The 17,955-nt window shown below is 39.0% G+C and carries 19 protein-coding genes; 14 read left to right on the top strand and 5 right to left on the bottom strand.

Going from position 1 to position 17,955, the window contains the following annotated elements:
- Positions 1–22: 22 nt before the first annotated feature.
- Positions 23–409, bottom strand: coding sequence for an MmcQ/YjbR family DNA-binding protein (locus tag I6F45_RS06750; protein WP_007580596.1), 387 nt, complete (start codon positions 407–409; stop codon positions 23–25).
- Positions 410–603: 194 nt separating this feature from the next.
- Between I6F45_RS06750 and efpL the strand changes: the two genes are divergently transcribed.
- Both efpL and I6F45_RS06740 read left to right on the top strand, forming a co-directional pair.
- Complete coding sequence (gene efpL / locus I6F45_RS06745; RefSeq protein ID WP_007580599.1) at positions 604–1,176, top strand: elongation factor P-like protein EfpL; 573 nt, start codon at positions 604–606, stop codon at positions 1,174–1,176.
- Between the two features lie 142 nt (positions 1,177–1,318).
- Entirely contained in the window at positions 1,319–1,513 is a 195-nt protein-coding gene (locus I6F45_RS06740) for a hypothetical protein (protein WP_007580601.1), read from the top strand.
- On the opposite strand, the gene I6F45_RS06735 is transcribed toward I6F45_RS06740, so the two are convergent.
- The gene (locus I6F45_RS06735; RefSeq protein WP_007580604.1) at positions 1,510–3,762 is read right to left on the bottom strand and encodes a sensor domain-containing protein; all 2,253 of its coding nucleotides are present in this window, start codon (positions 3,760–3,762) and stop codon (positions 1,510–1,512) included. The two genes, I6F45_RS06740 and I6F45_RS06735, sit on opposite strands and share 4 nt — an antisense overlap.
- A gap of 54 nt (positions 3,763–3,816) precedes the next feature.
- Positions 3,817–6,540, bottom strand: a complete 2,724-nt coding sequence (locus I6F45_RS06730; protein WP_165729178.1) for an insulinase family protein — start codon at positions 6,538–6,540, stop codon at positions 3,817–3,819.
- A gap of 192 nt (positions 6,541–6,732) precedes the next feature.
- Here I6F45_RS06730 and sixA point away from each other — a divergent pair, with 192 nt between their 5' ends.
- The 3 genes from sixA to I6F45_RS06715 are packed head-to-tail and all read left to right on the top strand — an operon-like array spanning position 6,733 to position 8,327.
- On the top strand, positions 6,733–7,203 hold the full coding sequence (sixA, locus tag I6F45_RS06725) for a phosphohistidine phosphatase SixA (protein WP_165729179.1): 471 nt from the start codon (positions 6,733–6,735) through the stop codon (positions 7,201–7,203).
- A gap of 24 nt (positions 7,204–7,227) precedes the next feature.
- The gene (locus I6F45_RS06720) at positions 7,228–7,581 is read left to right on the top strand and encodes a RidA family protein (protein WP_165729180.1); all 354 of its coding nucleotides are present in this window, start codon (positions 7,228–7,230) and stop codon (positions 7,579–7,581) included.
- 8 nt (positions 7,582–7,589) lie between these two features.
- Complete coding sequence (locus I6F45_RS06715) at positions 7,590–8,327, top strand: SDR family oxidoreductase (RefSeq protein WP_165729182.1); 738 nt, start codon at positions 7,590–7,592, stop codon at positions 8,325–8,327.
- 1 nt (position 8,328) lies between these two features.
- Here I6F45_RS06715 and I6F45_RS06710 read toward each other — a convergent pair whose 3' ends face one another.
- Complete coding sequence (locus tag I6F45_RS06710; RefSeq protein WP_007580614.1) at positions 8,329–9,258, bottom strand: AEC family transporter; 930 nt, start codon at positions 9,256–9,258, stop codon at positions 8,329–8,331.
- Between the two features lie 27 nt (positions 9,259–9,285).
- A complete protein-coding gene (gene smrB / locus I6F45_RS06705; protein WP_197160019.1) occupies positions 9,286–9,843 on the bottom strand; it encodes an endonuclease SmrB in 558 nt (185 codons plus the stop codon).
- Positions 9,844–9,995: 152 nt separating this feature from the next.
- On the opposite strand from smrB, the gene prmB reads away from it, so the two are divergent.
- The 9 genes from prmB (at position 9,996) to I6F45_RS06660 (ending at position 17,662) form a co-directional block, all read left to right on the top strand.
- Positions 9,996–10,931, top strand: a complete 936-nt coding sequence (gene prmB, locus I6F45_RS06700) for a 50S ribosomal protein L3 N(5)-glutamine methyltransferase (RefSeq protein WP_165725676.1) — start codon at positions 9,996–9,998, stop codon at positions 10,929–10,931.
- Positions 10,932–10,995: 64 nt separating this feature from the next.
- A complete protein-coding gene (aroC, locus tag I6F45_RS06695; RefSeq protein WP_008138551.1) occupies positions 10,996–12,093 on the top strand; it encodes a chorismate synthase in 1,098 nt (365 codons plus the stop codon).
- Between the two features lie 119 nt (positions 12,094–12,212).
- Positions 12,213–12,590, top strand: a complete 378-nt coding sequence (locus I6F45_RS06690; RefSeq protein WP_007583361.1) for a DUF4112 domain-containing protein — start codon at positions 12,213–12,215, stop codon at positions 12,588–12,590.
- Positions 12,591–12,696: 106 nt separating this feature from the next.
- Positions 12,697–13,344: a glutathione S-transferase family protein gene (locus I6F45_RS06685; protein ID WP_165725678.1), complete on the top strand. Its 648-nt coding sequence runs from the start codon at positions 12,697–12,699 to the stop codon at positions 13,342–13,344.
- Positions 13,345–13,406: 62 nt separating this feature from the next.
- Positions 13,407–13,868 (top strand): zinc-ribbon domain containing protein, encoded by a 462-nt coding sequence (locus tag I6F45_RS06680; protein WP_010554668.1) that lies wholly within the window; start codon positions 13,407–13,409, stop codon positions 13,866–13,868.
- Between the two features lie 117 nt (positions 13,869–13,985).
- Positions 13,986–14,540, top strand: a complete 555-nt coding sequence (locus tag I6F45_RS06675) for an elongation factor P hydroxylase (RefSeq protein WP_010554670.1) — start codon at positions 13,986–13,988, stop codon at positions 14,538–14,540.
- Positions 14,530–15,693 carry an ATP-NAD kinase family protein gene (locus I6F45_RS06670; protein ID WP_197142245.1) on the top strand — a complete coding sequence of 388 codons (1,164 nt, stop codon included), beginning with the start codon at positions 14,530–14,532 and terminating at the stop codon, positions 15,691–15,693. The genes I6F45_RS06675 and I6F45_RS06670 overlap by 11 nt, the downstream gene beginning before the upstream one ends.
- A complete protein-coding gene (locus tag I6F45_RS06665) occupies positions 15,690–15,965 on the top strand; it encodes a YfcL family protein (RefSeq protein ID WP_008138544.1) in 276 nt (91 codons plus the stop codon). The genes I6F45_RS06670 and I6F45_RS06665 overlap by 4 nt, the downstream gene beginning before the upstream one ends.
- A 143-nt stretch (positions 15,966–16,108) precedes the next feature.
- Positions 16,109–17,662, top strand: coding sequence for an AbgT family transporter (locus I6F45_RS06660; protein ID WP_197142247.1), 1,554 nt, complete (start codon positions 16,109–16,111; stop codon positions 17,660–17,662).
- Positions 17,663–17,955: the final 293 nt, after the last annotated feature.

The raw sequence follows: 17,955 nt of genomic DNA, 5'->3' as shown, positions 1-17,955 counted from the left end.
AGTAGCCTAGCCCAAAAAGTGTTTACAAGTGAAGTGAAATAGCTTTTCGGTCTTTTTCTGGCATGTTTTCTACGACTAAATTAAATGAGTTATCAATCATTCTCTCAATTTCACCTTGTGGAATTGTGCCGTCTAAAATTACTGTGTTCCATAAGCGTTTATTCATATGGTAACCAGGGATCACTGCCGGGAAAATATCACGCAATGATATTGCTTCATCAGGATCGCACTTTAAGTTAAGCCACCAAATAACCTCACCATCATCATTAGTTTGACCGTCATTGCCAATAGCAAGAGTCGCAAACATTTTATGATTCACTTTATATACATCAACCTCTTGCGCAAATGGTTTTGTAACCTGAACAAGTGGTTTTTTAACTAAATACTCATGTACTTTTTTCTGGTCCATGATCCATTCCTTGAAGTCATACTCGGTAAAGCTACCATAGCAGTTTTTTTCACATTTGATTATATGTATTTTAGTATAAATTAAAATTTTACAAGCTAATACAACATGTAGCGTAAAACCAACGTAATTTTAGTTGAACAAAATCCAGTTCGTGGTATGTTTCTGGCAATCAAAAAAATAATAGGAATTCACACATGCCAAAGGCGAGTGATGTTAAAAAAGGTACTGCTATTGACTTCAATGGCCGCGTTTTAGTTGTAAAAGATATTGTGCGCTCTGTGCCGCAAGGTCGTGCTGGTGGTAGTTTATACCGTATGCGTTTATACGATGTGGTAACCGGTGGTAAAGTTGACGAAACATTCAAAGACAGTGACATGCTAACGCTGGCTGATTTAACACGCCGTGAAGTAATGCTATCGTACATTGATGGTGACGAGTATGTGTTCATGGATAATGAAGATTACACGCCTTATAACTTAAGCAAAGATGCTATTAGCGAAGAAATTTTATTTGTTAATGAAGAAACACAAGGCGTACACGTAATTGTTATTGATGGCGCGCCAGTAGGGCTTGATTTACCGTCAAGTGTTGAACTTGTTGTTGAAGAAACAGACCCATCTATCAAAGGTGCATCTGCGAGTGCTCGTTCAAAACCTGCACGTATGTCTACTGGCTTAAATATTTCTGTGCCAGAGCATATTTCAACAGGTGACCGTATCCGTATTAATACTGTTGAACACAAATTTATGGGTCGTGCTGAAAAGTAACGCGTAAATTATAATTTTAAAAGCCGAATCTGTGTTTAACAGCTTCGGCTTTTTTGTGCGCGCGGGGGATTTGTTGCTTTAAATTTAATCACGTTAGCGTTAGAATAAGTGCCGTATTTTTGAGCAACTTTAAAGGGTAATTTTGTTTATAGTTTTACTAAGCAGTGCATTTATAGCTTTAATGTATTTAGAAGCCATTAAAAAAGGTATGCCAATTAAGCGATGGCTTATTTTAGGCGGTTTACTTGGGCCTGTGGCCTGGTGCTTATTTAATCTACATTATCGCCGTGCTTTAGTAAGAAATGTAGGTATAAATGCGTGTATATGGCGCCCTTAATTTATCGACGCCACATTTTTATTTTTTCTAATTAAGCTTGGGGCTGCTTTAGTTTGTTGCTGCTTTAAAAATTCAGTAAATTCACTTTTTGATAGTGGCTTAGAATAGTAATAACCTTGTACTGTTTCGCAATTAAGCTTTTTAAGTATATCAATTTGATGAGCTTGTTCTACACCTTCAGCAACTACATGCAAATCAAGGTTATGCGCAATAGTGACTATTGAGTCGACCATATTACGCCCACGTTCGTTGGTCATGTCATCTATAAATGCTTTATCTACTTTAAGTGTATTAAGCGGAAATTGCTTTAAATACGCTAATGATGAATAACCAGTACCAAAATCATCCATTGCTAAATGAATACCTCGGGCACTTAACGAACGCATAATTGCAATGGCTTCTTTAGGGTCGTCCATTACAGTACCTTCTGTTATTTCAAGCTCTAAAAAGTAAGAAGGTAATTCGTTTTTTTGCAAAATAACGTCAATACGAGAAGTTAAATCGGGGAGGCTAAATTGCTTTGCTGATAAGTTGACAGCTACTCGGCCGCTAAATAAACCGCTATCTAGCCATTCTTTTACGTCTCTGCAGGCTTTGTTTAATACCACTTCACCAATTTCAATTATTTGGCCAGTTTCCTCGGCTATAGGTATAAAAACTCCCGGACTAATAATGCCTTTTTTGGGTGTAATAAAGCGCACTAATGCTTCCATTCCGGTTAGCTTGCCTGTGCGAATATTCATTTTTGGTTGGTAGTACACTTCAAAATGGTCTTCTTTTAAACCAAAGCGCATGAGGTTTTCAATTTGCAGTCGTTTAACGGCTTGACGGTTCATCGTGTCGTTAAAAAATAAGTAGCTGTTACCTTTCTTTTTAGCATGATACATCGCGGTATCTGCATTTTTTAAAAGCAGTTCAGGCGTATTACCGTCTTCTGGAAATAATACAATGCCTACACTTGAGGTGATTGCCAGTTCGTGGCCAGCCATTTTAAATGGTGTAGCAATGGCTGCTAAAAACTGTTTTGCCATACGTGTAATTACATGTATGTCGTTAGTGTCAGACATTACAAGAGCAAACTCATCGCCGCCTAAACGATAAAATACATCATTTTCGCGGGTTAGTTTATTTAAGCGCATTGCTAGTTTAGCTAATAAGCTGTCACCTAGTTGATGCCCTAACGAGTCATTTATTTTTTTAAAGTTATCTAAATCGAATACAAGCAAGGCGTGATGCGAGTTGAGCTTTACTAGCTTTTGCAAATCAGTAAAAAATAAATTTCGGTTAGGCAGACTAGTTGTGCGATCTCGATTCGATAAGTTATGTAACTGCGATTCGGCTTTTTTACGCTCTGTTAAATCTGAATAAACAACGACATAATTAGTTATTTGATTTTGATCGTTTTTAATTTCATCTATCGATATTTCTATAGGCAATAAAACACGCTCACTATTACGAAGCTTCACTTCTTGTTGGATATGTTCGCGCTCTTTTACTATTTCAATAATTCTGTTTGTGTAGCTTGGCTCATACCCAGATAGGTTGAAATCTTTTCCTAAGTATTGCTCGCGTACGCCACCAAACAAGGTTAAAAAACTCGGGTTTATATCAACCAGTTTAAAGTTTTTATCGTAAATTGCTAAGGCGTCAGTGAGTGATTCAACACATTTAGCAAAAAGGTTTAAGCGCTCTTCCGTTGATTTTAACTGTGATATATCGCGAACGGTACCTGTCATTCTAAGGGGTGATAAGTTGGCGTCTTTTTCAATTATTTTTCCGCGATCGAGTACCCAATGCCAACGACCAAATGTATCTTTGATTCGGTAGGTGGCTTCAAAAAAAGCAGACTGCTCTGCAAAGTGTACTTTTAACAAGTGCTCAACGTTATTAATATCGTGAGGGTGAATAAGGCCTTTGTTTGGCGGAAACCCCATTAAGGTAGTCGAATCCATTAAGTACTTATCGTTAATACGAATAACTTCGCCTGTTTTTATGTTCCAGTCCCAAAGTGTATCGCCGCTACCTTCTACAGTACTTTTAAGGCGTTTTTCCGAAAGACGGAGTTGACGGCGTGAGCGTCTAAGTTTGTGGATTACAAATAACAGGTAGGGCAAAGCAAGCGCTATAATGGCGCTTGCTAGTATAAGTATATTGTCGGAGTTGTAATTAAATGATGACTCAAAGGCAAAAAGCTCAAATGAGTAAGCAAGTACTACAAGCATGCTTAGTTTTATTATTATTTTTATCATTTTTTTATTACTTCTAATTTACAAATGATAATTTAAAACAAGCTAAACCTAGTGTCAAAGAGATTGAGAGTAAACGGGCATATTTTGAGATTTATTGACTTTTGCCGAGCTTAAAAGCTCATATCTTGGTCTATTATCATCAAATAGGCTTAGTGCATAAACTTTTAGTTCTTTTAGGGTTAGCGCATTTAAGGCATCTAAAAGTCGTTGTTGCATATAAAATTCATGATCTCTGTTACCAATAGCAAGCCATAACCGTTGTGAGCGCAGGCGCAGGTTTTTATCTTTTTCTGCAATATGAGTACTAAGGCCGTGTTTTTGCTGTTGCCAATCGTTTTCATCAAGTGCATCAATATTATCAAGGTAGTTTTTAATAAAACGGTTATGTCGATGCAATAATGTTTTTGCATCAAACTTAGGTGACTGCACATAAAATGCTATACCAGCACGCGTGTTAAATGGTGCATAACCAGCGCCTACTAAATAACCAAGTTGCTGTGTAGTTCGTAATTCATTAAAGTAATCTTGATTAATTAAATGATTTAACGCCATCATTTTTACTTTTTCGGCCACGCAATCCGTTTGCGCTTGATAGTAAATAACCATTGCATGGTCGTTACAAGGAAGCTCTAACTCGTAGCGAGTTACTTTTTTAATTTCAAAAAGAGGGCGTCTTAAATCTTCAATTATGGTTGCGTTTTTTAAGTGATTTGCGACCTTTTTTTGAAAGGCTATTGCATCACTTTGCTGCCAGTTACCATGTAAAAATGATTCAACATGTAGTGCTTTAAAAAAGTCTGTTCTGAACTCATTAAATTGCTGAAAACAGGTGTTTTTTAATGCCGATGCAAGCTCCCCAGGTTGTGGGTTCCAAGGCATTATTTTTGCGCCTAAAATGCTAAATAACTCACTGACTGGTTTGTTTTGGTTGCTATTGCGCCAATGCCTTACAAGCTGTTTTTTATATTCAGCAAAGCGTTTTGCACAGATCTCTACATTAAATAAAGCATCTATTAATTGATCAACAAGCTCTAACTGGCTAGATGAAAGCCCCGCGGTATGTAGAGTTAATCCACCTTGATGCGAGGTTAAGTGGTAGCTAAGTCCCGCAAGTTCTGCTGGATAAAATTGCTCGCCCACACTATCCATAAATAAATCTGTAAATAAGCGGGTGAGTGCCATATGTTTTACATCTTTTACGGCAAAATCAGAATCCATGGCCAAATAAAAATGGCCTTTAGCAACACGAAATGTGTTGTCTTGTTTAAACCAAAAGTCAAAACCGGGTTCTTTTACTAATAACTCGGGTTTTGTTTGTGGTTTTACGACATCAAATAACACCACTTCTTTTGTTAAATAAGGATTAGCTGTAGGTAGCAGCATTTCGCTCAACGGCTTATTTATCTCGCTAAGGGCATCAAGCCAACTAGGTGAAATATGTTCTACTTTATATGGTGTGTTGTACCATGCCGTTTTATGTTCAGGCTCTACATCTGGATGTATAAGTACGATGCGCATATTATGTGGCGTTAACCACTGCATGGCCATTTCGTGGGTCGCTTTTTTAAAGCCTTCCATTAAATAGTCGCCTTGCACGTAATTTGCTTCATCGTAATGCTGCATATTAATGCTTAAATTACTGACCCAATCAATTAAGCGTGATTTTTCTTGGTTATCGAATGCTATTTGTAATAGATTTTTTTTATCTTGATATAAGCGCGGCAATTTTTCGGTGTTATCGTTAATTAAACAAATGTATTCAAACACCATTTCAATAATATCTTCAAAGTATTCAATACCCTCATCGGTAAGCGCTAAGCTAATATTAAAATCTTTAAAGTTGCTGCCATTAATACCACCGCCAGCAGAAAGTGCATTGATCCAGCCTTGTTCTTTTAAAATAGAATAAAGAGAACCAGCGCCTTCATAGCCAAGTAAGTGGGCAATAAAACTTACTGTTTTATGGCGATAAAAGTCGTCAATATTAGGCATAGCAAAACTTATAATAAGTTTTTGCATATGCTTATGTGGCTCAATATGGAGTATTTTTCCTATGTCTTGTTTACGATAAAGTGGCTCACTGATCTCTGGCTTTTTAAGGTTTTTGTTGCCGTTAATTGCGCCAAAGTAAGTTTGAGTCCAGCTTTGTAGTGTGTCTAGTGTTTCGTTTGCGCAAATAACTAAAGTCATCCACTGAGCTTGGTACTGGCTATTAAAAAAGTCACGAAGCTCATCACTAATACAGCGCTCTCTGTCAGCTAAGGTTTGTAGGTTTCCTACAGAAAATTTAGCAAATGGATGAGCTGGATTTACCGTTTCTTTGTGGGCTTGATAAATACGGCGACCGTCGTCTTTTATTTTTAGTTTAAACTCGGCTTCAATTGCGTTACGTTCTTTTTCTGTTTCGGCTGAATTTAAAAGAGGCGCAATAAAAAAGCGGCTAAATTGGGTAAGTGCTTGTTCAAATTCTTGATTGTTAATATCAAAAAAGTAACAGGTATGCTCAGTGCCGGTCCACGCATTGGTGTTGCCGCCAGCTTGCGAAACAAAATTATTAAAACTACCTGAATCTGGATACTGGTCAGTGCCTAAAAAAAGCATGTGCTCTAAAAAGTGTGCTAGGCCTTGCCTGTCAAGAGGGTCGTCAAAATGTCCGGCGTTAACTGCCATTGATGCTGCCGCTTTTGTAGAATCTTTATCTTGCACTAATAGTACTTTTAGACCATTGTCCAGTGTAAAGGCGCGGTATGCTCTGTTATCATTGCGGCTGATATTCAAATGATGCTCCTGAAACTAAACGTTTACTTGTTAACAACAGATGATGGCTTCAGGAAAGCGAAGTACAGCTTAAAGATTTACCTGAATCTCATGAAAGAACTATTTTAGAAATAAATAGATTTATATTGTTAATATAGCTGACAAACGGGCAAACTGGCTACTGTTTTATATTCTTTAATCGGTTGATTTTTTATGAAAACAATCCTAATAATGCGCCACGGCGAAGCAACACCCATGCAGGCTGATGATGCAGGTAGAAATTTAACCCAAGCAGGGCATGATGAAGCTGAAAAAATGGGCCTTTGGCTCAGTAAAGCACATTACCCTGATGCACTGTTAGTTAGTCCTTACATTCGAGCACAGCAAACAGCTGCAGGTGTGGCTAAAAATAACGTATTTAAATTTAGCGAAACCACGTCTGATATAATTCCCGAAGGCAAACCTCAAATTGCTGCTGACTACATCGAAACACTTATTGCTACTCACACCCAATGCAATACATGGCTTATAGTGGCACACATGCCTATTGTAAGTTACTTAGTGGACCAATTAAGCCCTGGCAATATGCCCATTTTTAATACGGGGGCTGTTGCTGTTATTAGTTACGATGAGCAAACCCAGCGTAGTAGTTATTTAAGTATAAATGCCCCAGAAAACGTTTAAATATAAATAATTGAGTAAAGTAAAATGACAATAGAACGTTTACAAACAGGTGCGCGCATGAGCCGCATTGTAAAACATAACGGCACTGTGTATTTATGTGGGCAGGTATGCGCCGACGCGCAAAAAGATATCAAAGAACAAACTCAAACTATGCTTGATAAAGTAGAGGCATTGCTTGATGAAGCGGGAAGTTCAAAAGAACATATGCTTAGCGCGACTATTTATGTAAAGAGCATGGAATACTTTGCTGATATGAATGCAGTATGGGATGCATGGGTACCCGAGGGTTGTGCACCAGCACGTGCCTGTGTGGAAGCTAAAATGGCACGTGATGCACTGCTTGTTGAAATTTCAGTAGTCGCAGCTTTAAAAGAATAATAGCTTTAATGACTCGCTCCCCCGTTGTACTTATCACAGGCTCTAGTCGAGGTATTGGCGCAGCTACTGCACTATATTTTGCAAAGCATGGTTATGATGTTTGCATTAATTATAAAGCTGATTTAGCTAGTGCGAAGCTAGTAGCCGATCAAGTCAGAAGCTCTGGCGTTAGGGCTCAAGTTATAAAAGCAGATGTGTCGAAAGAGGCAGATGTTTTGGCGTTATTTGACTTTATTGATAAAGAGTTAGGTCAACTTGATGTACTAATAAATAACGCCGGTATTTTAAAACCACAAATGCCTTTGTTAGAAATGAGTGCTGAGCGCATAAACGAAGTTTTGACTACAAATATTACCAGTGCTTTTTTATGTAGTCGTGAGGCAATAAAGCGAATGGGAAATGGCGGTAGTATTGTTAATGTTTCATCGGGGGCCGCTAAAACGGGCTCTCCTAATGAGTACATTGATTATGCAGCATCTAAAGGTGCAATGGACACATTTACTATTGGCTTGGCAAAAGAGGTGGCAAGTAAAGGTATTCGTGTTAACTCTGTTAGACCTGGGCTTATTTACACTGATATGCATAGTGATGGCGGCGAAAAAAATCGAGTTGATCGTCTTAAAAGTAAATTACCCCTTGGCAGAGGCGGTACACCCGAGGAAGTTGCTGCAGCAATTTACTTTTTAGCTTCGGAGCACGCTTCTTTTACAACGGGTAGTTTTGTTGATGTAGCCGGCGGTTTGTAAGCTAAAGTAATAAAGCTAGCCAAAACGTAAAGCTAATAACACTTAAGATAGTAGAAAGTACGACAGCCCCAGCAAGAGTAGCTTCATGCTGCTTTATTTGACTCGCAATAAGATAAGCATTTACGCCAACAGGGGACGCACTTAAAAGTACCAATACATTAAGTATTTGCGTGTCTAGCTTAAATACATAGGTGCCTACCAATAAAACTAACGCAGGCAATAAAAATATTTTTAAAATTGATGCTATTAACGCGGGTTGCCAATTTGCTGCTATTTTATAAAAAGCTAAATTAGCACCAAGTACAAATAGCGCACAGGCAATTGCTGGTTTAGCTAATAGATCCAAACTATTTGCTAAGTCGGTGAATAGTGTTACTCCTAAAATGTTTAATATAAGCCCGCATCCAATACTCAGTACTATTGGATTTAACACCATACTTTTTCCAAAGTGCGACCACGAAAATTTATCGCTGCTGCCTTTAGCGCCTATTAAAAAAGTAAGTGCAAATAACAATGTGCTATGAAAAGTAATGATCATAAACGCAATGGCTATCATCTCTTTGCCAAGCGATGCAATAACAATAGGAATACCCACTAACACCATATTTGAATAGCTAGAAGCAAGTCCAAAGACGCCGTGTTGTTGGTAATTTTTTAAATACTTTTTATTTAAATAAAAGCGGTCAATTAAAATACCCACCCCAAATACACTCAGAACCGGTATGTAAAAACTCAAAAATGCAAAAAGGCTAATGCTTTGCTGTAAGTTAATTTGCGACATATTTAACAATAAAAAAGCAGGCAAACTAATATAAAAAGTAAATTTACTTAAGCCTGCAATATGCTGCTTTTCGAAAAATTTTAATCGGCAACAGCTGTAACCAAACGCCACAATAAAAATGAGCGGAAAAATAATTGAAAAAATATGCACGAAGTTACATCCTAGTAATAGCTAAAGTTAGCGTCTAAATTCATCATTTTGCGGTAAATTAATTAGTATGAGTACAGCGCCTCTACCACCATATTCGAGAGGGGCTTGGTGCATCGCTATTACGTCAGGGTGCTGTACTAAGTACTGAGGCACTTTGTGCTTTAGTACGCCGCCGCCAATACCGTGCACTACACATGCACAATAGTAATGCTGCTTTTTACATTCGTGAATGAGTCCAGCGAGTTCATCTTTAGCAAGTTCTTTATTTAAGCCATGTAAATCTAGCGTCAAATCGGGTGCAAAGTCACCACGGCGAAGCTGTTTAGCTAGGAAGGTATCTTGGCCTGGTTTTACATATTTAACTGTGCCGTGGGTGTCTATATCGGGAATATAAACGTCTGAGAAGAAAAATTCAGATTGAGCCTGCTTTTTTTGCTGGGCAAATTGCTTAGCTTGTGACACCTTAGGCTTTGTATCAAAACGATGAGTATCTTGTTTAAATACTTTGGCGCCTGTGATCGTTTGACGAAATAAGCTTATGTCGTCATTGCTTAGGGACGAATGTGATGGAGTGTCTTTTTTCATAACTATTACCTAAACAAAAAAACGTAAAAACGCAGCGCAAAAGGCGGTACAATACTTAAATGAGGGGCAATTGTAATTTGCCCAGCGCAGATAGGCAATGCAATCGTCTTAAAGACTCAAAACAGTCAGTAAGCTAATACAGGTAAAAATATATGAGCGATTTACAAATAGAAGAAGCAACACTCGAAGAAGCCGTTGCAGAACTGTCAACTTTACATGACTGGTTACGTTGGACTACAAGCCAATTTGCAAGTAGTAGTATATTTTTTGGACACGGTACAGATAACGCATGGGATGAAGCTGTAAGCTTATTACTGCCTGCGCTTAGCTTGCCTGTTGATGCGCCAAAAGAATTAATGCACGCGCGTTTAACAAGCACAGAAAAAAACCGACTTGCGGGTCTTATTGCAGAACGTATTAACGACTGCACACCAGTACCTTACTTAACAAACATTGCATGGTTTGCGGGTATGCCATTTTATGTGGATGAACGTGTACTTATACCTCGCTCACCGTTTGCTGAGCTTATCAGCAACCGCTTTACACCCTGGCTTGAAGAGCCACAATCGGTTAACCGTATATTAGATTTATGTACAGGTTCGGGTTGTATCGCAATTGCACTTGCGCAAGCTTTTGAGCAGGCACAAGTTGATGCGGTAGATATATCGTATGAAGCGCTTGAAGTGACAGACATTAACATTAACGATTACATGTTAACTGATCGTGTGTTACCTATTCAGTCTGATGTATTTAGCGGTGTACCAGGTCAAAAATACGACCTAATAGTAGCAAACCCACCATATGTTGATGCAGAAGATATGGCTGACTTACCACGTGAATTTCATCATGAACCAGAGCTTGGGCTTGCATCAGGCCACGATGGTTTAGATGTAACCCGTACTATTTTAAGTGAAGCGAGTGAACACCTAACTGATAACGGTTTGTTATTTGTAGAAGTTGGTAACTCTATGGTACATATGGATGCACTGTATCCGGGCGCGCCGTTTGAATGGATTGAATTTGAACAAGGCGGCTTAGGTGTATTTGTAATTAGCAAAAAGCAGCTAGATGAGTATTTTGCAAAATAAGTAAAAAATGAATAGCCAAGCCGTGTGCTTGGCTATTGGTAGTCATTAGGAATGAGGAAAGTTAATGGCAGGAAATAGCATTGGACAGTTATTTAAAGTGTCCACCTTTGGTGAGAGCCACGGCGTTGCATTAGGCGGCGTTGTTGATGGTACTCCCGCAGGTCTTGAAATCACAGAGGCCGACTTACAAATTGATTTAGATCGCCGAAAACCAGGCCAAAGCCGTTATACAACGCAGCGCCGTGAAAGCGATCAAATAAAAATATTAGCAGGCGTTTTTGAAGGTAAAACCACAGGTACTAGCATTGGTTTATTAATTGAAAACACCGATCAACGTTCGCAAGATTACGGCAAAATTAAAGATGTATTTCGCCCAGGTCATGGCGATTACACGTATTGGCATAAGTACGGCCTGCGCGATTATCGTGGTGGCGGCCGTTCCTCTGCACGTGAAACCGCAATACGCGTAGCGGCAGGCGCTATCGCTAAAAAATACTTAAAGCAATTTCATGGTATTGAAGTTAAAGCATGCTTAAGCCAGCTAGGTCCTATTAAGGCGGAAACGTTTGATTGGGACGAAGTTGAAAATAACTTATTCTTCTTCCCTGATGCAAGTAAGCTTGAAGCGCTTGACGAATATATGCGTGACCTTAAAAAGCAAGGTGACTCAGTTGGCGCTAAAGTAAAAGTAGTGGCAAGCAACGTACCAGTAGGTCTTGGTGAGCCAGTATTTGACCGCCTTGACGCTGAACTTGCACACTCATTAATGAGTATTAATGCAGTTAAAGGCGTGGAAATTGGTGATGGCTTTGATGTAGTTGAGCAAAAAGGCTCTGAGCATCGCGACGAGCTAACCCCTGAAGGTTTTACATCAAACCATGCAGGTGGCGTACTTGCGGGTATTTCGACAGGGCAAGATATTATTGCTTCTATTGCGCTAAAACCAACGTCGAGTATTACCATCCCAGGTAACAGCATTAATACAAGCAACGAAGCGGTTGAGATGATCACCAAAGGTCGTCACGATCCGTGTGTGGGTATTCGTGCAATCCCGATTGCTGAGGCAATGATGGCTATTACATTAATGGATCATTTACTGCGCCAACGCGGACAAAATCCACATGTAAACCACGAACACGGGCCAATTAACGGCTCTGTGTAAGTATTTATAATTATAAAAAACGCGGACTACCGCGTTTTTTTATGTCTGTAATTTAGTTTAAAGCCTTTCAGGAGTTGTTCAAGTAGGCCCTATATACTGCAAGAAGGAGGGTAGTAATCATGAACGATAATATTAATGAACACTCACAAATGAAAGCCCAAGCTGCAATAGCCCGCTTAGAGCGATTCAGTAAGTTAACTGATAGCAGCATTGGCATTCCTTTTACTAAATTTAATATAGGTTTGGAGGCTGTGATTGGTTTAATTCCCGTTATAGGTGATGCCGCAGGGCTAATTTTATCAAGTTATGTGCTGATAGAAGCCCAGCGTTTAGGTGTGAGTAAACGTATAAAGACTAAGATGATTATCAATATGCTCATAGACTTTGTGGGCGGTTTAGTGCCATTTTTTGGTGATATTTTTGATGCCTTTTTTAAAGCTAACACGCGTAATACACAACTATTAAAAAAGCATTTAAACAAGCAGTTGAGTGAGTAATTAATAGCTTTAAGTAACAGTTAGCAAAGAGACTTTAAACAAAATGTTGTTGGTTGTTAAATCACCTAGTATGGTAGGAGCGTCTATTCACTTTGGTATTTACAATATGCAATTATTTATCGGTAATAAAAACTACTCTAGCTGGTCATTACGCGCATGGTATTTAATGAGTAAATTTGATGTTGAGTTTAGTGAAACCCAGCTAGTACTCGACACCCCCGACTTTTACAATGAACTAAAAAAGACCTTTGCTTTGCAAAAAGTCCCAGCGTTAATTGATGGCGATTTACAGGTATGGGATTCGCTAGCAATTTGTGAATATATTAACGATGCTTACTTATCAGGCGCTGCATGGCCAAAATATATTACCCAAAGAGCTAAAGCGCGTGCACTAAGCGCTGAAATGCATTCAGGCTTTGTGGCACTGCGCAGTGAAATGCCAATGAATATAAGAGCAACCCGTAAAGTAGACCTATCGAGCGAAGCACTAAAAGACATAGCCCGTATAGACGAAATATTTGCACAGCAACAAGATGTGTTTCCAAATGAGTGGTTTTTTGGTGACTTTAGTATTGCTGATGCCATGTATGTGCCTGTTGTACTGCGCTTAAAAACCTATCAAATTACGTTATCGCCAGAGGCACAGCAATATTGTGACTTTGTTATGCGCTGCCCAGTATTGCAAGCATGGATCACTCAGGCATTAACCGAGACCGATATTGTAGAGTGTGATGAAGCAGGAACGCCTGTATAATTATTGTTTTCTTATATGGCATGTTTTATACCTTAAAATCATAAGTTTAAACTAGGCAGCTCATGTATCTAAATCACCCAAGGTATGGCAATACACCAATAACTACCAATACCCCAGTGACAATAGAGGCGATAGAGAATGCGCACTGGCGTTACTCGAGCCTTAAATACTTCCCTAATACGGTAATATTGGCTGATATAAAAAAGCAAAACTATGCCATTTATCCTCGGGCACTTTATGTTGATATTGAAGAGAAGTGCGGGACTTGCTCTAAGGCATTTATTTTTTTTGCTCAAGAGCAGCAATATTGGTTTGAAACATTAAGATTTTGGGTCGATTCACACTGTACTCATTGCTTTGAATGCCGTAGACATGCCAGATATATACTAACTCTACGTAAACGGTACGATATGTTAACTAGCTTAGCCAATAAAACCTCAGGTGAAAAAACACAGCGTAAAGAACTTGGTAATACTCTTTACTGTTTAGGTATTATTAAAAATATCAATAAAGTGAAAGATTAGTCCGCTTATATTTTACTATCACGCCTTATTTTTACTTTAGTTGTAAAAGCCCGTACAATTCGTCTCGTTTTTACTGCGCAAAATAGCGCTATAACCGAGAAAAATTAGCCTAATTTTATGCATCAAATAGCTGATCTAATTTCAATTTTTGAACGCACTTTTTATCAAAGTCATAATACATGTCTGATAAAAGGCGATTTTGAACCTGTGTATTTACCAGCAACAGAGCACGTGCCATATCACCAAGTTGTATTTGCGCATGGTTTTTACGCGAGTGCATTACATGAGGTTGCACACTGGTTGGTTGCAGGCGATGAACGTCGTTTATTAGAAGATTACGGCTATTGGTATTGTCCTGATGGGCGCGACAAACAAAAACAAGCTGAGTTTGAAAACGTAGAAGTAAAGCCTCAAGCTATAGAGTGGTTATTAAGCACCGCAGCAGGGTTTAATTTTAATGTGTCGGTGGATAACTTAAACGGCGAGCAAACATGTCGGTTTGATTTTCAGCAGCGAGTACATGCACGTGTATTATCGTTAATCGAAAATGGCTTTAACTCTCGTACAGAGTCACTTTTAAAAGCACTCTCTGATTTTTATAATACACAGTGGCCATTAACAGCGCAGCAATTTAATTGGCAACATCCGAAGGAGCTTTGTAATGGCGTTTAAATTAGGTTTAATTGTAAACCCAGTAGCAGGTTTAGGCGGAACAGTTGCCTTAAAAGGTAGTGATGGCGCACACACAGCCGCTAAAGCAATCGAATTAGGTGCAGAACCCAAAGCAAATAGCCGAACAAAAGCAGCGCTTGAAGTGCTATTGCCTTATAAAGAACGCTTAACCATTTACACCGTTAACGGTGACATGGGTGAGCAAACAGCAAAAGCCTTGGGCTTTAATGTGGAGGTTATATACAACACTGCTGCTATAACAACCCCAGACGACACAGAACAAGCAGCAAAAGTACTTAGAGACTTTGGTGTTGATTTAGTTTTATTTGCTGGAGGCGATGGTACAGCGCGTAATATTTGCCATGCAATCGAAGATACCATTCCCGTACTTGGTATTCCTGCAGGCTGTAAAATTCACTCTGGTGTGTACGCCATTACACCAAAAGCTGCAGGGCGCGTAGTCGAAATGCTGGTTAAGGGGGAGTTAGTTACCTTAGCTGATGCAGATGTAATGGATATAGATGAAGATGCCTTTAGACAAGGCACAGTAAAAGCAAAGCGCTACGGCGAAATGCAAACACCTAGCGAAGTACGCTATATGCAAGCGGTTAAAAATGGCGGTAAAGAAACCGACGAACTCGTACTTGCCGACATTGCAGCGCATGTTGTATCGCAAATGGATGAAGACACATTTTATATAATGGGTAGCGGCTCAACGGTTGAGGCCATAATGGAAGAAATGGGACTTCAAAATACGTTGCTTGGCGTTGATTTAATAAAAGATCAAACCTTAGTTGCTCAAGATTTAACGGCTAAGCAATTACTTGAGCTTACACATGATCAAAGTACTAAGTTAGTCATTACGCTCATTGGCGGGCAAGGGCATATATTTGGCCGTGGTAATCAGCAATTGAGCCCTGCGCTTATACGTGCAATTGGCAAAGAAAACATTATTGTAGTAGCAACAAAAACAAAACTACAAGCGCTTAATAGCCGCCCCCTTATTTGTGACACCGGCGATGGCGAATTAGATGATGAATTAACGGGTTATATTAAAGTAACCACCGGATTTAACGACCATATTATGTATGCAGTAGGGCACCAAAACCTTGAAAATACAGGTGCTTTGCAAAACCAGGAGATTAATAAATGAGTTTAGTGAACTATATCGATGCAGCCCAGCAGTACTTCGATGATTTAGTAATAAAAGCAACTGACGATGAGTTATTCGCAGGCGGCTATTTACGAGGTCACTATGATCTTGCAGTAGGCTATGCCGAAGTAGAAAAGCTGACAATCAGTATAGATGAACTAAACGAAACTGTAGAGCAGAGCTTAGTTAAAGCGTATCGTAATGGTGAGCTTAACGAAGAAGATAAGACATTAGTTGCACGCTTGTGGGAAGAAGTTAAAGCCCTCGCTTAACAGTAAGTGGCACAAAAAACACGATTTTTTTATCACTATCGTGTTTTTTTGTGCCCAAAACTTTTCAAGCAGATTTTCATGTTAATTTACTGTTTTGTTTTTATGCGATATTGTTACTAAAATAAATTTTAGGAACAATAAGAATGAATAATAATCAAGACGCTTTACCTTCAGGGGTTGTAGCGCGTTTTTTAAATTTTGTTGAGCGAGTAGGAAATAAGCTTCCAGATCCAGCCGTAATATTTCTGTTTGCAATGTTATTAATTTGGTTTTTGTCGTGGTGGTTTTCAGGCGTAAGCTTTGATGCAATAGACCCACGTACAGGTGAAGCGATTATTATTAATAATATGCTGGCAAGTGATTCGCTCGCTACCTTTTTATCCTCTATGGTAAAAACCTTTACCGGCTTCGCTCCCTTAGGTGTCGTTTTAGTAGCTATGTTAGGTGTCGGTGTTGCAGAGCATTCGGGCTTCATTAATACCGGTCTTAAGTTAATGCTTAAAGTGACTCCTAAAAAGCTATTAACGCCTTCAATCATTTTAGTGGCTATTGTGAGCCATACCGCTACTGACGCAGGTTATGTATTAGTTATTCCACTTGCCGGTGTTATATTTTTTGCTGCAGGGCGCCATCCGCTTGCGGGTATTGCAGCTGCATTTGCAGGAGTCAGTGGTGGTTTTGGGGCTAACTTTATTCCATCAGGGATTGATCCATTGCTACAAAGCTTTACCCAAAGTGCGGCGCAAATAATTAATCCTGCAATGACAATTAACCCGTTAAATAACTGGGCATTTGCTTCAGCATCTAGCTTATTTATTGTGGCATTAGGCTGGTACATTACCGATAAAATTATTGAACCACGTTTACAAAAAACAGCGGTTGATGGTGCTAAAGAGGATTTACCTGTATTTGAAGATGCACGTAGTGATGAAAAACGTGCCTTTTATATAGCCAGTACCGTGATGATTGCAGGACTTGCGTTATTAGCATTTGTCTCTGCTCCAGACGATTCTGCAATGCGCAGTAGTGACGGATCCCTTACTAATTTTAGCTCTCCTTTAATGCAATCAATTGTACCACTAATATTTTTACTTTTTTGGCTACCTGGCACAGTATATGGTTTTACGGTAGGTACCTTTAAAACTTCAAAAGATATGATTGATGCAATGAGTAAAGCGATGAGCGGCATGGCATATTATATCGTCATGGCATTTTTCTGTTCGCTATTTATTGCTGCATTTAGTAAATCAAATTTAGGTGCATTACTCGCAATCGAAGGTGCGCAGTTATTAAAGGCGATGGAATTGCCAAGTGCAGTAACGGTTGTGGGAATTATCTTTTTAACCGGCTTTGTTAACTTGTTTGTAGGTTCAAGTTCAGCAAAATGGGCATTACTTGGCCCTATTTTTGTACCGATGTTAATGCAACTTGGCATTTCACCAGACTTAACTCAAGCCGCTTATCGTGTAGGTGACTCAAGTTCTAATATTATTACACCGTTAATGCCTTATTTCCCATTAGTGGTGGTGTACTGTCAAAAGTATGTGAAAGGCACCGGTATAGGTACTTTAATTGCTATTATGCTACCGTACTCAATCGCCTTTATGATTGGCTGGAGTATCTTTTTATTAGGTTACTGGGCACTTGGTATTCCACTAGGGCTTGATGCAAGCTACATTTATCCAGCATTGCCTTAACCTAAACCTTGATTTATGAACCTCACTCACTTGAGTGAGGTTTTTAAATAAAAGTTCTGTAATGTAAAAGTAAGTCTAAGTTACCTTTCTAAATCTCTCACTATATAGCCAAATAAGTTGGCCTCACCAACAATATACACATAATCGTTTTTGTTGTTCATTATTGTAGACTTAGCGTCGTACCACCTAAAATCATGAATTTTATTCGTTTTAGGGTCTTTGAAGTATAAATGAGTACAACTATCTTCATACTCGGTGCCACATTTTTGTACATCGGTCAGTATATATTCCTT

The sequence above is a fragment of the Pseudoalteromonas sp. SWYJZ19 genome, from assembly GCF_015864375.1.
Lineage (GTDB): Bacteria > Pseudomonadota > Gammaproteobacteria > Enterobacterales > Alteromonadaceae > Pseudoalteromonas > Pseudoalteromonas arctica.
Note: the sequence above shows the minus strand (reverse complement) of the source record. Positions and strands in the feature narration are given on the sequence as shown.